This is a genomic window from Leucobacter fengyongliangi (assembly GCF_050971685.1).
GTDB lineage: Bacteria > Actinomycetota > Actinomycetes > Actinomycetales > Microbacteriaceae > Leucobacter.
Genome location: NZ_JBPCEU010000008.1, coordinates 138,926 through 153,693, shown reverse-complemented (window position 1 = coordinate 153,693; position 14,768 = coordinate 138,926). Strand labels below are relative to the sequence as shown.

Here is a 14,768-nt window from a genome sequence, read left to right as displayed (position 1 = left end):
CCCCGGGTTCTAGACGGAAGCGCAACACCTAAAGTGTGAGTTGTCTAGACCACCACCGAAGGGCTGCGCTTCCTTGTCCACACTTTACCGCCACCTCACCCTGAACGACCGGATCGAGATCGAGAAACTCCACGACCACGGCCACACCCACGCCGAGATCGCTCGAAGAATCGGCGTGCACCGTTCAACCATCGGCCGCGAGATCAAGAAGCGTTCCTGGCAACCTGAACACGACCACGCGAATCTTCGCCCCTACCTACGGAACAAACTCGACACCCGTCACCGGCGAGACCGGGTGTATCTCGCTGGTCAAGCACAACTCCACGCCAACACACGCCGAGCACGCTCGCACCAGCCCTACCGAATGACGCATGACCCGCTCGTTGATTGGGTGATCACACATTTGGGGCGGGGGTGGACCCCGGAAGAGATCAGCGGACGCCTCCCTATCGAGCACCCCACCGATCACCGTATGCGGGTCAGCCCAGAAACGTTGTATGCCTGGATTTACTCACCCGGGCAACAGCATCGGCAGTTGCACCAATACCTTGCTCGGGGGCAGAAGAAACGACGCCGCATCAAGGGCCGAAAGGTACACACGGAACGCATCAAATATCGGGTCTCGATACATGAACGACCCGCCGAGGTATTGACGCGGGAAGAGTTTGGGCATTGGGAATCAGACAGTGTGCTGGGCGCACACGGCACCGGCGGTATTCACACCATGGTCGAACGCACAAGCCGTTACTACCTGGGAGTGAAGCTCTCCCGAGTCGCTGCTGCCCCGACTCTGGAGGCGCAGCTTGGCGTGTATTGGGTGCTGCCTGCACACGCCGTCAAATCTGTCACAGCCGACAATGGAAGCGAGTTCGCACGCCATTACATGCTTGCCGACACGATCGGGGTGCCCACCTATTTCTGTGACCCGTACAGCGCATATCAGCGGGGCAGTAACGAGCACTTCAATGGTCGGCTACGGAAGTATCTCCCCAAGGGCACAACCTTCGAGGACCTCACCCAGGAAGAACTCGACGAGTACATCGGTGAGATCAATGACCGGCCCAGGAAAGTGCTGGGTTGGGCGACCCCGGCAGAGGTATTCCAGGAGTTATGCTCGGGGTAACTCACTGGGTGTTGCACTCCGAACTAAAATCCGGGCCCGCGCGGTCGTGAGTCTCGCCCCGATAGGCTCGAACACTATGGCAATTGGCGCAACGATCCACACATTTGAGGTGCAGCTCGCTCACATCGATCGGGCGGTCTACGAAGAGCTCACCCTGCGAGTTGCCAGGCACCCCTCTGAGACCGATGCCTACATGATGACTCGGGTGCTCGCGTACTGCTTGGAGCACGAGGAGGGCATCACGTTCGCCGAGGGCGGGCTCTCGTCCACCGACGAACCGGCCGTGCTGGTGCGCGATATGACCGGCCACATCACCGCGTGGATCGAGATCGGTGCCCCCGATGCGCCCCGACTGCATCACGGCAGCAAATTGGCGGATCGCGTGGCGATCTACACCCATCGTGATCCGGCAAAACTTCTCACCTCGTGGGCGGGAAAGACGATCCACCGCGCGGCGGAGATCCCCGTGCGATCGTTCGACCCCGGTTTCATTGAGAGCGCGACACAGGCGATCGGGCGGCGGAACTCGATGTCAGTCTCTGTCACGGAGGACCAGCTGTATCTGACCCTCAACGACCGTAATTTCGAGACGCGGATTCACGAGCAACACCTCACCTAGCTGTCTCGCAAATGCACCTGTGAGCATCGCGGGGTCTGACGTGAGTACTTCCTTTGTCGCCAGCCACAACCAGATCGATGCTATTAATCGTGGACGCGGCGCACAGCAGAGCGGGCCGACCAAGAATGCTCCCGGTCGGCCCGCTCTGTCACCTCAGCAGGTGCGTTCGATTAGCTCGTGGGCAGCAGCACTGAATCAATGAGGTAGACGGTGGCGTTCTCGGTCTGCACTCCGCCGCAGATCACGTTGGCTCCGTTGACCATCAGCATGTCGCCACTGCCAGTCACCTCGACGTCGGTGCCCTGCACGGTGGTGTGCATGCCGGGGAGGTCGTCGGGCAGGGCCTGACCGGAAACCACGTGGTAGGTGAGGATCGACGTGAGCAGATCACTGTCGGTCTTCAGCGTCTCGATGGTGGCCGCGTCGATCTTCGCGAAGGCCTCGTCGACCGGGGCAAAGACGGTGAATTCACCGCCGTTGAGCGTGTCAACCAGGTTCACGTTCGGGTTCAGGCCGCCGCTGACGGCCGCGGCGAGCGTGGTGAGGAGCGGGTTGTTGGACGCGGCCTCGACGACGGTCGACTCGAACATTCCGGCGACCGAGCCCGGGCCGTCCGGGACCTGCTCGGCGTAGGCGGCGCAGCCTGGGCCAACCAGGTAGGCCGCGGGATCCATCTCCTCGACCTCCATCGTTTCAGTTTCGGTGGGCTCCATTGCCGGTTCTTCGGTCTCGGTCGCTGCCGACGTGCAAGCAGTGAACGCGAGGCTCGCCGCTAGCGCGAGGGGGAGTGCGAGGAACAGCTTCTTGCGTGACATCGTTTTCTCCTTCGTCGAGCCCGTGTCGTGCCGGGCGGGATTCTCTGGTTCGGTGACGAGCTTTCCTCGCCCTCCACAGTGGTCTTCGGACCGGCCGGGGAAACGGATTGGGGTTGTGTGAATCTTTTTTCTCGGCGAATGGCTGGCATCCAAGATGCACCTGAAACCGGACGCGCGAGACCTTCACCCAATCCGTTCGCACGTCGGCTCCGAAGACTCAAATAAGAGAAGAATGAGAGGAAGGAGACGGCGCTCAGTGGGATCCAGCAGCGCGTGCGGCATACTTGACCGCATGGTGATTGACGGCTTCGATGTTCCCGAAGGGGATGCCGAACCGATCGACCACATTGCTGGGCTGATCCGTCGCGTTGCCGTTGGCGATCGTGCCGCGTTCACCGAGCTCTATGACCTGATGTCGGCTCGCATGTTCGGCCTGATCCGCCGCGTATTGGTGGATCGTGACCAGAGCGAAGAAGTGTTGCAGGAAGTATTTCTCGAGGCGTGGCGCACCGCCGACGACTACGATCCGGCGCGCGGGCAGGGGCGCTCGTGGCTTCTGACCATCGCGCACCGGCGCGCGGTTGACCGGGTGCGGGCTTCTCGCGCCAGTGTCGATCGCGATATTCGCGTGGGGATCCGCGACACAGAGGTGGCGTTCGACGGAGTGGCTGAGCGCGCTGAACTCACCATCGACGCGCAGCTCATGGCTCAGGCGCTGTCTCGGATTCCCGAGGCGCAGCGAGAGGCGCTGGTGATGGCCTACTTCGGCGGGTATCACCAGAGCGAGATCGCCGCGCTCACCGGCACGCCGCTCGGCACAATCAAAACGCGAATGCGGGACGGCCTTACCAGGCTCCGCGCAGAAATGGGGGTGAACGCATGACCAAGGAAGAGTTCTCTGAGCTGGCCGCGGCCTTCGCCCTCGGCGCGCTCAGCGCCGAAGAGCGGGCGACATTCGAGCAGTCGCTGGCGGAGCGCCCCGAATGGGCCGAGCTGGTCGATCTGGATCGGCACACAGTGACCGCGCTCGCCGCCTCCGTGCCCGAGGAGGCACCGCGAGAGCAGGTCAAAGCGTCGCTGATGTCGCAGCTCGACGCACTCATCGAGGCGGGGGAGCGCCCGAGCGCGCTGCGCGATTCTCCGCCACTGGTGCAGGCAGTGGATCGTGCCAGCCTCCCCGCGGCTCAGACTGTGCCTGCAGACCCGGCAGAGCCCGCCCCGTCAGCGCCGCGAGTTCCGCCCGCTGCGCGGCCCGACCTCCCCGAGGACGGCGAAGATGGGCTTCCGCGCCGTCGCCGCTTCGGCACCCGAATTCTGGCCACGCTTGCGGTCGTGGCCCTCATCGTGGGCGTAGGATCGGGTCTGTTTAGCGCACTCCAACCCCAGCGACCCGCCGGGGTGGTGGCCCTCGAGCAGATCGCCGCGGCCCCCGATGCGCAGAGCGCGAGCACCCGGGTCACGGGTGGCGGGGAGGCCGCGCTGACCTGGTCGGCGAATCAGGGCAAGGCCGTGCTTATTACCGCCGGCCTGAATCAGGCCCCCTCGGGGCATACCTACGAACTGTGGTTCGTGCGTGGTGAAGAGAAGATTCCTGCGGGCACCTTTGACCCCAACAGCCAGGGCGAAGCCGCGGTGCTCGTGTCCGGAGAGATGCACGAGGGCGACGTGATCGCGGTGACCGTCGAAGTGACGGGCGGATCGCCGAACGGGCTGCCGAGCGACAAGCTCGTGTTTGCCATCCCCACGAGCCCGACCGGTCAGGCTACGTAGCCGTCCCGTTTCCCGCGGCACCCGCAACTCACGTCGGGTATATCACTTTGGTCGGGTGGATCCACCAATTCGGATCCGACCAGAGTGAGATATCCGACAGGACTGAGCGCCACCGGAGTGAGTTCCACTGGCGCGATCCACCAGGGTCATTGTGCTGTTTCATAGGAAATGCGATAATACTGGGGGGAGTATCTAGAGATTCGAGGACAACATGGCTGCACACTCACGCACACGTCGCTCACTTCGGCGCGGAGCCGCGCTCGGCCCACTGATCGTTGGCGCCCTCGCGGTGCCGTTGTTGGTCAGCGGCTGCACAACACAACAGTCCGAGCCCAGTGCGAGCGAGCCGATAGTCTCAGCTCCCTCGGCCACCCAAACTCCGACGCCAGAGCCGGTGGAACCCGAAGCCGCACCGGTAGCCGAGCCGTACGGCGCGCAGGGTGCACTCGCCGCGACAGACCTCACGCTCGAGCAGATGCTGGCATTCGCCGTGCAGGACGAGTACATCGCCCGGCTGGAGTACCAGGAGATCATGGCCGCGTTTAACGTGCAGGCACCGTACGCGAACATCATGCGTTCGGAGGAGTCTCACCTCGAACTCTTGCGCGGCATCTACGCCACACGCGGCGAGGAATTCCCGGCCGACACCGCGGCCGAGCACTTGGTCGTCCCGGCTAGCCTCCTCGAGGCTGCGCAGACCGGCGTGCAGGCTGAGATCGACAACATCGCCATGTACGACCGATTCCTCACCTACGACCTTCCTGCAGACGTCGTTGCAGTTTTCACCGAACTCAGAAACGGTTCAGTGAACCACCTCAATGCCTTTGAAGCACAGGTGAACCGCCTCAGCTGATCGCTGCGGCGCAGCTGAGCGCAATTCGGGTCTCGCTGGCAGAATCAGGCTCGATAAATCCCCCAAGCCTAGGCTTAAGGCATGACATCCAGACGCCCGTCGCCACTTGGGGGCGCCAAGCCCACCCGCGCCGACCTCATCCGATTCGCGACCGATGATGCGGACGCACTGGACGACGTGCTTCCCGCTCACTCCGCTGCTGAGGGTGCGGATCCGCTTCGGCTGCTCATCGTCGGCATCAACCCGGGACTCTGGACCGCCGCAGTCAACGCGCCGTTTGCGCGGCCGGGTAATCGGTTCTGGCCGGCGCTCTTTCGCGCGGGCCTGACCGAGTACCCGATTGACGCGTCGCGCGGGCTGTCTCCCGAGGACGAGGAGCACCTGCTGTCACGCGGCATCGGGATCACGAACCTGGTCGGCCGAGCCACCGCACGCGCGGATGAACTCAGCTCCGAAGAACTTCGTCGCGGCGCAGCTGCGCTGGTTGAGCGAGTGCGCGAGCTGCAGCCCGCCACCGTCGCGATCGCCGGCATCACGGCCTTTCGTGCCGCCTTCAGGCAACCGAAGGCCGCACTCGGGCGCCAGGACGGCGCGTCCCTCGACGGATGGCCCGAGACGGTGGGGCTTTGGGTGGTGCCGCAACCCAGCGGCCTGAATGCCCACGAGACGGTCGACTCGCTGGCTGTGAAGTGGCGGGAAGTTCTCGACGAGGAAGCCGGCCAACAGCGGCCTCCCTCTGCCAGGTAGCCTGGGTAGCAGGAGGTACCGCGATGATGCATGCAGGGTCAGCCATCGAAACGCAGGGGTTACGCAAGAGCTACGGTTCGCGCGAGGCTCTGCGCGGCATTGACCTTCGCATCGAGCGTGGCACCGTGTTCGGGCTCATCGGGCCCAATGGCTCGGGGAAGAGCACGACGCTGAAGATCCTTCTCGACATCCTGCGGCCGTCCGCGGGCACGGTGCGCGTGCTCGGGGAAGACCCCCGGCGCGCGGGTGCGCAGCAGCGCCGCAACCTCGGATACCTTCCCGGGGAGCTGCGGCTCGACGGGCGGCTCACCGGGAAACGCCTGCTGCGCCACCTCGCGCGGCTGTCGGGGCCGGTGGATCAGGGGTACATGCACGAGCTCGCCGAGCGCTTCGGGGTGGATCTTGGCAGGCCGATCCACTCGCTGTCGAAGGGCAACAAGCAGAAGGTGGGCCTGGTACAGGCCTTCATGCATCAACCCGACCTGCTCATTCTCGACGAGCCAACGAGCGGCCTCGATCCACTCGTGCAACGCGAGTTTCACACCCTGTTGCACGAGGTGTGTGAGCGCGGGCAGACGGTGTTGCTCAGTTCCCATGTGCTCAGCGAGGTGCAGCAGGTCGCGCACCAGGTGGCGGTGCTCGGCGACGGGCAGATCGTGGGAAGCGGCGAGGTCGATGCGCTGCGCCTGCGCGCGATCCGCCGGGTGAACGCCGGCATCGAGACGCCCGAGCCTCTGCGCACGCGCGAACTCCTCCGCGAGATTCCGGAACTGGCGGGCCTTGACGTGAACGACGACCCGGTGGGGCTGCGGATCAGCGGCACGAGTCGGGGCGACATCCGTGCATTCGTGCGGGCGCTCTCCGCCCTTCCGCTCGCCGATCTCTCGCTCGAAGAACCTGATCTCGAAGAATCCGTGCTGCATCTCTACCAAGAGCGTGGGCAGGGGCAGCTTCGAACGGCGGGCCAGAAGCAGGAGCCAGAGCCAGAGCAGCAGCATGGGCGGAACGGGGGAAACGATGCGTAACCCCCTGCCACTCACGACTCACGCTGTGCGCAGCTCCGCCCGCGGCCTCATCGTGTGGAGTGCGGGGATCGCTGGAACGCTCTTCCTCTACCTGCCGCTGTTTCCCAGCCTCGGTGGGGCGAGCGAGCTGCAAGCGATCATCGACACCCTGCCCCCGGAACTCATCGCCGCGCTCGGGTACGACCAGATCACAACGGGTGCTGGCTACACGCAGAGCACATTCTTCGGGCTCATCGGATTCGCCTTGATGGTGATTGCCGCGACCTCCTGGGGGTCTGCGCTGCTTGCTGGTGCCTGGGAAAGCGGCGATCTCGAACTCGCACTCGCGCACGGCGTGAGCCGCACCCGAGTGGTACTCGAGGCTGCGCTGACCCTGCTGATGAGAATTTCAGTACTCCTCGCGGTGGCGGGCGCGGTGATACTCGCGCTCAATGACCTGGCTGAGCTCAACCTCGAACCACAGAATGTGGCCGCGGCTCTCGTGGCGCTCGGTGGGCTTTCTTTCCTGAGCGGTGCGGGCGCGCTCCTGGCCGGCGCGCTGAGCGGCCGCCGCTCAATCGCCACCGGGGTGGGAGCGAGCCTCGCGGTCTTGGGCTTCGCGTTTCAGGCGGTGGCCAGGCAGTCTAACGACCTTGAGTGGCTCGGTAACCTCTCACCCTTTCACTGGGCGTATGATCCGCTTCCGCTGCAGGAGGGCTTCGCGCAACCCGGGTTGCCGCTGCTCTGGGCTGTCGGAGCCGTGTGTGTTTCGCTCACGGTGCTCGTGCTGAATCGGCGGGATGTCACGTGATGCGTGGGTGACGCGTTTCGTCGGAGAGTGGCTGCGGCGTGAGTATTCCGCGGCGTTCGTCGGTGAAGATCTGTTCGATCTCCTGCGCTGAGACAGGTCGGCTGAAGAGATAGCCTTGGGCTCGGTCGCAACCATTTTCCTGCAGGAATTTCAGTTGCTCAAGCGTCTCGACGCCCTCGGCGATGGTGGTCAGCTTCAGCGTTCGCGCGATCGAGATGGCGGTCTGGACGATCGCGTCATCCTCCTCAGAATGGTGAATGCGCTGGGTAAAGGACTGGTCGATCTTGAGCTTGTCGACCTGGAAATCCTTGAGGTAGCTGAGGCTCGAGTAGCCGGTCCCGAAGTCATCGATGGACACGGCAATGCCGAGGTCGTGCAGCCGTCCCACAATGGAGCTCAGGAGCTGAGGATCCTGCGCAAGAATCGTCTCCGTGAGTTCAACCTCGAGAAATTTTCCGTCAAGGCCGGTGTCTTGGAGGATCCGCTCGACCGTGTCTAAGAAGTCGGTTTCGAAGAACTGAATCATCGAGACATTCACTGCAACTGATACGCGGCAGATGCCCTGGTCCAGCCATTTTTTCGCCTGGCTGCAGACGGTCGCGAGCACCCAGGTACCGAGTGGAATGATCAGTCGGGTCTCTTCTGCGAGGGGAATGAAATCTTCCGGGCTGATCCACCCGAGGTCTGGATCATGCCAGCGAAGGAGGGCTTCGATGCCGGTGATCTCTCCGCTCACGATGTCGACTTTCGGCTGGTAGGCGAGGTCGAAGGCCGATGACGTGATCGCGTGTCGCATCTGCTGCTCCAGAGCGACGCGGTGGCTGAGTTCCGTCCCCATGGTCTCGGTGTAAAAGGTGTAAGTATTGCGCCCGGGTGTCTTGTGCGTGGTCATCGCATAGTCGCTATGGGTGATCAGTTCTGCTACGGATCTGCCATCCTGCGGGAAGATACAAATGCCCATGTGCAGGCGCAGGTCTAGCTCGCGTTCTCCCAGGGTCGTCACAGTGCTGAAACGGCGGAGCACTCCTTCGGCGACCTCAGCGAGGTGCTCCTTCGTCGAGACTCCCTGAACGATCAGCAGGAATTCGTCACCACCGTGGCGCCCAACTATGTATTCGTGGCGGCTGCCCTGGCTGAGGTGCTCGCCGATGAGCCGGAGTACGGAGTCTCCGAAGAGATGGCCGTAGGTGTGGTTAAAGCGCTGGAATCTGTCGACATCAAGCGCGATCAGCCCGAAGGGCTCTCCGATGGTGATGAGACTCTCGAGAGAGGCAAAGAGCGCGGTGCGGTTCAGAATTCCCGTGACCTCGTCGTGGGTTGCCAGGTGCCGATAACGTTCTTCCGCCAACTGGATTTCAGTGATGTCCCGAAATGAATAGATCTGGCCGATTCGTTCGTCGGTTTCATCCAATACCGGTGCGGCAGAGCATTCTAAGAATTTTCCTGCGGCAGTCCGAAACCGAAATCCATGGCGAAGATGCGGTTCATCGAGGGCCGTATGGAGGTCAGCGCGAAGTGCCTGGGGGTCTTCGGCTATCTCCGAGAATTCCTGCAGGTTCTGCGGAGTGATGCGCATACCGAGGGGACTTTCGGCGAAAATCTCAGAAGCGAGAAGATGTCGGTTATGGGCGATGACCTTACCGTCGCGGTCGAGAACGACGTATCCATCAACCGAACTTTCCAGCAGCGTTTGGAAGAAGGCGCGCTCTTCCCGCAGTTCGTTCTCGACTGCCACGGTTTGGGTGATATCGATGCCCAGCCCAACGATGCGGAACCCGTCGCCTTCGGGAATCGTTCGGGAAGAGAAAAAGAAGGGGGTGCGCTTGCCTGTCTGGGAATGCACCATGTGAGCACGAACCATGGTGTGTCCGACGGTCGCCAACTCAAGATTGGCTGCGAGTGCGCGCTCGTGATCTTCGAGAGCGATATCGGTGACCACTCCGCGTCCGTAGCATTCGTCCTCCCGAATGCCGACCGCGTCGAGGTACCCCTGGTTCCACTCCACGAGCTTGGACTCGGAGTTATAGACGAAGTACACTCCGGGGATACTGTCGATCAGGGCGCGTTGAGATTTGTGCGTCAGTGGTTTGCCAGCCACCCGGCTATTGTCATCAGTTTCACCCTGCATATTCATTCCCCACTTGTGAATACGCCGACCTTCTGGTCGATCGACGCACTCACGCGTGAAGCGGGCGAGCGAGCCTTCGCATTTATCCTAAGCGTTTGGAGCGCTTCGGTGTTGCCTGCAACTCCCGGTGTTGGTCAACTTAGACTGAAGTCGCGGGTCATCAATCGAGTTCGCTGGCCCGGGTTCGAGTATTGCGACGCAGAGCCATGCACAGAAATTTTAGGGAGTGCGCAATGACCACACTGGGCACAGAAGCGGCAGAACCAGACACCGGTCCGTTGACCGAGGAGCAGGTGGGCCAGGTGCGCGAGGGGTATTCGGCCGGTGAAACCGGCGGAGCCACCATGCTCACGCTGGGTGCCCTGGTAAACGGCGATCCGCGGCCCGACGTGCAGATCACGATCCCGCTCGGCATGCTCAATCGTCACGGGCTCATCGCCGGCGCGACCGGCACCGGCAAGACGAAGACCTTGCAGGTGCTCGCGGAGCAGATCGCCGCGCTGGGTGTGCCGGTCTTCGCCGCCGACATCAAGGGTGACCTGTCTGGCATCGCCACCCCCGGCACCGAGAGTGAGAAACTCCTCTCCCGCACGCAGGGCATCGGCCAAGACTGGCAGCCGCGGGCGACGCAGACCGAGTTCTTCACCCTCGGCGGCATGGGGGTTGGTGTGCCGATCCGCACCACGATCGCCCGATTCGGTCCGGTCATGCTCGCGAAGGTGCTTGGTCTCAACGAGACGCAGGAGTCGAGCCTCGGCCTCATCTTCTACTATGCCGAGAGCAAGGGTCTCCCGCTTATCGACATCGCAGACTTGCAGTCGCTCCTCGGGTTTCTCACCAGCGAGGACGGGCGAGCCGAGATTCAGCAGATCGGCGGGCTGTCGCGGCAGACCACCGGCGTGATTCAGCGCGCGGTGATTGGCTTCGCGCAGCAGGGCGCAGACGTGTTCTTCGGTGAGCCCGCGTTCGAACCCGCGGACGTGATCCGCTTCGCACCAGACGGCACCGGTATCGTGAGCCTGCTCGAGGTGCCTGGGGTGCAGGATCGGCCAGCGCTCTTTTCCACTTTCCTCATGTTCCTACTCTCCGAACTCTTCGAGACGCTCCCCGAGGTCGGCGACCAAGACAAGCCCAAGCTTGTGTTTTTCTTCGACGAGGCGCACCTGCTGTTCGCTGACGCATCGAAGGCCTTTCTGCAGAAGATCACCCAGACGGTCAGGCTGATCCGCTCGAAGGGCGTGGGGATCTTCTTCGTGACACAAACCCCGAAAGACGTGCCCGGAGATGTGCTTGCGCAGCTCGGGTCGCGCGTGCAGCACGCGCTTCGGGCGCACACCCCCGACGACGCGAAGGCGCTGAAGGCGACGGTCTCGACCTACCCAAAGTCGGGGTACGACCTGGGAGAGGTGTTGCAGAGCCTCGCGACTGGCGAGGCGATCGTCACAGTCATGAGCGAGAAGGGTGCCCCGACACCGGTGGCGTGGACGCGCATGCGCGCGCCGCAGGGGTCCATGGATCCGGTCGCTCCGGTGATGATGCAGGCGGCAGTATTGGTCTCGCCGCTGCAGGCGAAATACGGTGCCGCGGTTGACGAGCACTCTGCCGCAGAAATGCTTGAGCAGCGGGCGGCCGAGACGGAGGCCGCCAAGATCGCTGAGGCGGAGGCCGCGGAGGCGGAAAAGGAGGCCGCCCGGGCTGCTGCGGAGGAAGAGAAGGCCGCGGCGGCGGAAGCGAAGCGGCTCGAACGTGAGGCGATCGCCGCGGAGAAACAGCAGCAGCGTGAGGAGGAGCGCAAGGAGCGCGAGCGCGCTGCGGCCGCGAAGAAGGTGAGTGGGCAGATCGGTTCGGTCGTGACCTCGGGTGTGCGCACCGTGGTGAACCAGGTGCTGCGCAACCTCTTTCGCAAGTAGCGGCAGAGCGACGTAGCGCTTTAGTGCTGTCATGCCGATCGATGTGGATCGCATCGCCTTCGAGCGGGCCGTCGGTGGCCCGCTGTAGGGTCGCAGCATGGCGAAAACGAGCAGCGCATATGCGTGCACCGAGTGTGGCTGGCAGGCACCGAAGTGGGTCGGCCGCTGCGGTGAGTGCCAGCAGTGGGGCACGGTCGCCGAGAGCGGCAGGCCCGGGGCCACCCTCGGGAAGACGGTGCGCGCGACCGCCCCCGGCACGGGCCGCGAGGCGCGACCCATCACCGAGCTGCGGGGTGACGCGGTGGCACACCGATCCACGGGCATCGGAGAGCTCGATCGGGTGCTCGGCGGCGGGATCGTGCCCGGTGCCGCGATCCTCTTCTCCGGTGAGCCGGGGGTAGGCAAATCGACGCTTCTCCTCGACGTCGCCGCGCGCATCGCGTCGCTCGGCGGGCGCGTGCTGTACGCGAGCGGTGAGGAATCGACGGGCCAGATTCGCATGCGCGCCGAGCGCACGGGCGCACTGCACGACACGCTCTACCTTGCGAGCGAGAACGACCTGGGCACCGTCCTCGGCCACATCGAGGCCGTGCGCCCGAGTCTCGTCATCGTCGACTCCGTGCAGACCCTCGCGAGCGATCTCATCGATGGCAGCGCGGGCGGGCCCTCCCAGGTGCGGGAGGTCGCGGCGGCGCTGATCCGTGTGGCAAAAGACCAGGGAATTCCGGTGATTCTTGTCGGCCACGTCACCAAAGACGGCTCGGTGGCCGGGCCGAGGCTGCTCGAACACCTGGTCGACGTGGTGTGCCACTTCGAGGGCGACCGCCGCACCGCGCTGCGCTTCCTGCGCACCCTCAAAAATCGGTACGGACCCACCGACGAGGTCGGATGCTTCGAGATGACAAGCGCGGGCATCTCCGAGGTGCCCGACCCCTCGGGCCTGTTCCTCAGCCACGGGTCTGAGCCGGTGAGCGGCACGTGTGCGACGGTCGCGATGGAAGGGCGTCGCGCGTTGCCGGTCGAGGTGCAGGCCCTCGTCGTGCCGAGCCCCACCCCCAACCCGCGCCGGGTGACTAGCGGGGTCGACTCATCGCGAGTGGCGATGATCCTCGCGGTGCTGGAGCGGCGAGTGGGCGTGAAGCTGCACGCCAAAGACGTCTACGTGTCGACCGTAGGCGGGGTGCGCCTGCACGAGCCCGCTGCCGACCTCGCGATCGCGCTCGCGGTGATCTCCGCAGAAGCGGATCAGCCACTCCCGCACGACCTGGCTGCCATCGGCGAGCTCAGTTTGGCAGGCGAGATCCGACCGGTCGTCGGCGGGCCCCAGCGAGCGAGCGAGGCACGGCGACTCGGGTATTCCCGGCTGATCGACGCGGAGGCATCGAGTCTGCGCCGGGCGCGTGAGCTTGCGCTCGGGAAGGCGGGGTAAACTCAGAGATTGTGAGCAAAAACACTGTAGACGTGGTCCTCATTGGCGGTGGCGTGATGAGCGCCACTCTCGGCACCCTGATCAAGCAGGTCGAGCCTGACTGGTCGATCGAGATTGTCGAGTCTCGGCTCGAAGTCGCAACCGAGAGCAGCAATGCCTGGAATAACGCTGGCACCGGCCATGCGGCCCTGTGCGAGCTGAACTACATGCCGGAAGGTCCCGATGGCAGCCTCACCACAGGCAAGGCGATCGAGATCAACGAGCAGTTCCAGCTCTCTCGCCAGTGGTGGTCATCGCTTGTGAAGCAGGGCATCCTCGGAGAGCCGTCCGGCTTCATTAACCCGACCCCGCACATGACGTTTGTGCACGGCGAAAAGAACGTTGACTACCTGCGTCGCCGTTACGAGCTCTTGAAGCCGGAGCCGCTGTTCTCCGACATGGAGTACAGCGAAGATGCGGCTCAGATTGCCGAGTGGACCCCGCTGCTCATCGAGCGGCGCTCGAAAGATCAGGTGTTCGCGGCGACGCGATCCACTAGCGGCACCGACGTCGACTTCGGCGAGGTGACCCGTCAACTCTTCGATCACCTCACCGAGAACGGGGCGAAGCTGGGGCTCGGCCAGGAGGCGACCAAGTTGCGTCGCCTCGCCGACGGCACCTGGGATGTCGATATTCGCAACCGTGCTGGCTACGGAAACTCGACGCTGAACGCACGCTTCGTGTTCGTCGGTGCCGGTGGCGGAGCGCTGTCGCTGCTGCAGTCGTCAGGCATTCCCGAGATTCGCGGCTTCGGCGGCTTCCCCATCAGCGGTAAGTTCTTGCGTTGCGACAACCCCGAGGTCGTGCGCGATCACCAGGCGAAGGTCTACGGCAAGGCCGCGGTGGGTGCGCCCCCCATGTCGGTGCCGCACCTCGATACCCGCGTCGTCGACGGGAAGACGAGCCTGTTGTTCGGGCCATACGCCGGGTTCAGCCCGAACTTCCTGAAGAAGGGTTCGTGGTGGGATCTGCCGGGCTCGATCCGTACCCACAACCTCGGCCCGATGCTCAAGGTTGGCCTGAGCGAGTTTGCGCTCGAGAAGTACCTCCTGGGCGAGGTGTTCGCGAGCCGTGAGAAGCAGATGGACGCGCTGCGCGAGTACATGCCGTCGGCGAAGAGCGAAGACTGGTACATGATCAGCGCTGGCCAGCGCGTGCAGGTGATGAAGAAGGATCCCAAGAAGGGCGGCGTGCTGCAGTTCGGCACCGAGGTCATCACCGGCGCAGAGGGCTCGATCGCTGGTCTGCTCGGGGCGTCGCCGGGCGCGTCGACCGCGGTGCACGCGATGCTCGGGGTGCTCGAGAAGTGCTTCCCTGAGCAGTTTGAGAGCCGGTGGAAGGCCGAGTTTACCGAGCTCGTACCCGCGTACGGTGTCGGCGTGAACCACGACCCTGCGGTCGCGGCTGCAACACTTGCCGAGACCGCCGAGGTGCTGGGCCTGACCGTGGGCGCGAACGCCTAGCTTTTGCCCGCACGGGGTGGATCGAGCCCTCGGGCTGGAACCACCCCGTCGGGGGTG

At 63.9% G+C, this 14,768-nt stretch carries 13 protein-coding genes; 11 read left to right on the top strand and 2 right to left on the bottom strand.

Annotated features, from left to right (window positions below; translation table 11 throughout):
• Nucleotides 1–73: 73 nt before the first annotated feature.
• Both ACR0R4_RS07870 and ACR0R4_RS07865 read left to right on the top strand, forming a co-directional pair.
• The gene (locus ACR0R4_RS07870) at nucleotides 74–1,123 is read left to right on the top strand and encodes an IS30 family transposase (protein WP_433645630.1); all 1,050 of its coding nucleotides are present in this window, start codon (nucleotides 74–76) and stop codon (nucleotides 1,121–1,123) included.
• Between the two features lie 76 nt (nucleotides 1,124–1,199).
• A complete protein-coding gene (locus tag ACR0R4_RS07865; RefSeq protein ID WP_433646786.1) occupies nucleotides 1,200–1,742 on the top strand; it encodes a YaeQ family protein in 543 nt (180 codons plus the stop codon).
• Nucleotides 1,743–1,912: 170 nt separating this feature from the next.
• On the opposite strand, the gene ACR0R4_RS07860 is transcribed toward ACR0R4_RS07865, so the two are convergent.
• Complete coding sequence (locus ACR0R4_RS07860; protein ID WP_433646785.1) at nucleotides 1,913–2,557, bottom strand: fasciclin domain-containing protein; 645 nt, start codon at nucleotides 2,555–2,557, stop codon at nucleotides 1,913–1,915.
• Nucleotides 2,558–2,849: 292 nt separating this feature from the next.
• On the opposite strand from ACR0R4_RS07860, the gene sigK reads away from it, so the two are divergent.
• From sigK to ACR0R4_RS07830, 6 genes are all read left to right on the top strand, one after another.
• Nucleotides 2,850–3,440: an ECF RNA polymerase sigma factor SigK gene (sigK, locus tag ACR0R4_RS07855; RefSeq protein WP_433646794.1), complete on the top strand. Its 591-nt coding sequence runs from the start codon at nucleotides 2,850–2,852 to the stop codon at nucleotides 3,438–3,440.
• Entirely contained in the window at nucleotides 3,437–4,327 is an 891-nt protein-coding gene (locus ACR0R4_RS07850; protein ID WP_433646783.1) for an anti-sigma factor domain-containing protein, read from the top strand. Before sigK ends, ACR0R4_RS07850 begins: the two co-directional genes overlap by 4 nt.
• 211 nt (nucleotides 4,328–4,538) lie before the next feature.
• Nucleotides 4,539–5,180, top strand: a complete 642-nt coding sequence (locus ACR0R4_RS07845) for a hypothetical protein (RefSeq protein ID WP_433646782.1) — start codon at nucleotides 4,539–4,541, stop codon at nucleotides 5,178–5,180.
• Between the two features lie 81 nt (nucleotides 5,181–5,261).
• Entirely contained in the window at nucleotides 5,262–5,927 is a 666-nt protein-coding gene (locus ACR0R4_RS07840; protein WP_433646781.1) for a mismatch-specific DNA-glycosylase, read from the top strand.
• A 23-nt stretch (nucleotides 5,928–5,950) separates the two neighbouring features.
• The gene (locus ACR0R4_RS07835; RefSeq protein ID WP_433646780.1) at nucleotides 5,951–6,952 is read left to right on the top strand and encodes an ABC transporter ATP-binding protein; all 1,002 of its coding nucleotides are present in this window, start codon (nucleotides 5,951–5,953) and stop codon (nucleotides 6,950–6,952) included.
• Nucleotides 6,945–7,742 carry an ABC-2 transporter permease gene (locus ACR0R4_RS07830; protein WP_433646779.1) on the top strand — a complete coding sequence of 266 codons (798 nt, stop codon included), beginning with the start codon at nucleotides 6,945–6,947 and terminating at the stop codon, nucleotides 7,740–7,742. Before ACR0R4_RS07835 ends, ACR0R4_RS07830 begins: the two co-directional genes overlap by 8 nt.
• On the opposite strand, the gene ACR0R4_RS07825 is transcribed toward ACR0R4_RS07830, so the two are convergent.
• Entirely contained in the window at nucleotides 7,735–9,870 is a 2,136-nt protein-coding gene (locus ACR0R4_RS07825) for a sensor domain-containing protein (RefSeq protein ID WP_433646793.1), read from the bottom strand. The genes ACR0R4_RS07830 and ACR0R4_RS07825 overlap by 8 nt on opposite strands.
• A gap of 233 nt (nucleotides 9,871–10,103) precedes the next feature.
• On the opposite strand from ACR0R4_RS07825, the gene ACR0R4_RS07820 reads away from it, so the two are divergent.
• The 3 genes from ACR0R4_RS07820 to ACR0R4_RS07810 all read left to right on the top strand — a co-directional run bounded on the left by ACR0R4_RS07820 (nucleotide 10,104) and on the right by ACR0R4_RS07810 (nucleotide 14,711).
• Nucleotides 10,104–11,780, top strand: coding sequence for a helicase HerA-like domain-containing protein (locus ACR0R4_RS07820; RefSeq protein WP_433646778.1), 1,677 nt, complete (start codon nucleotides 10,104–10,106; stop codon nucleotides 11,778–11,780).
• A 97-nt stretch (nucleotides 11,781–11,877) separates the two neighbouring features.
• The gene (gene radA / locus ACR0R4_RS07815; protein ID WP_433646777.1) at nucleotides 11,878–13,209 is read left to right on the top strand and encodes a DNA repair protein RadA; all 1,332 of its coding nucleotides are present in this window, start codon (nucleotides 11,878–11,880) and stop codon (nucleotides 13,207–13,209) included.
• 11 nt (nucleotides 13,210–13,220) lie between these two features.
• Entirely contained in the window at nucleotides 13,221–14,711 is a 1,491-nt protein-coding gene (locus ACR0R4_RS07810; RefSeq protein ID WP_433646776.1) for a malate:quinone oxidoreductase, read from the top strand.
• The last annotated feature ends 57 nt before the right edge of the window (nucleotides 14,712–14,768 follow it).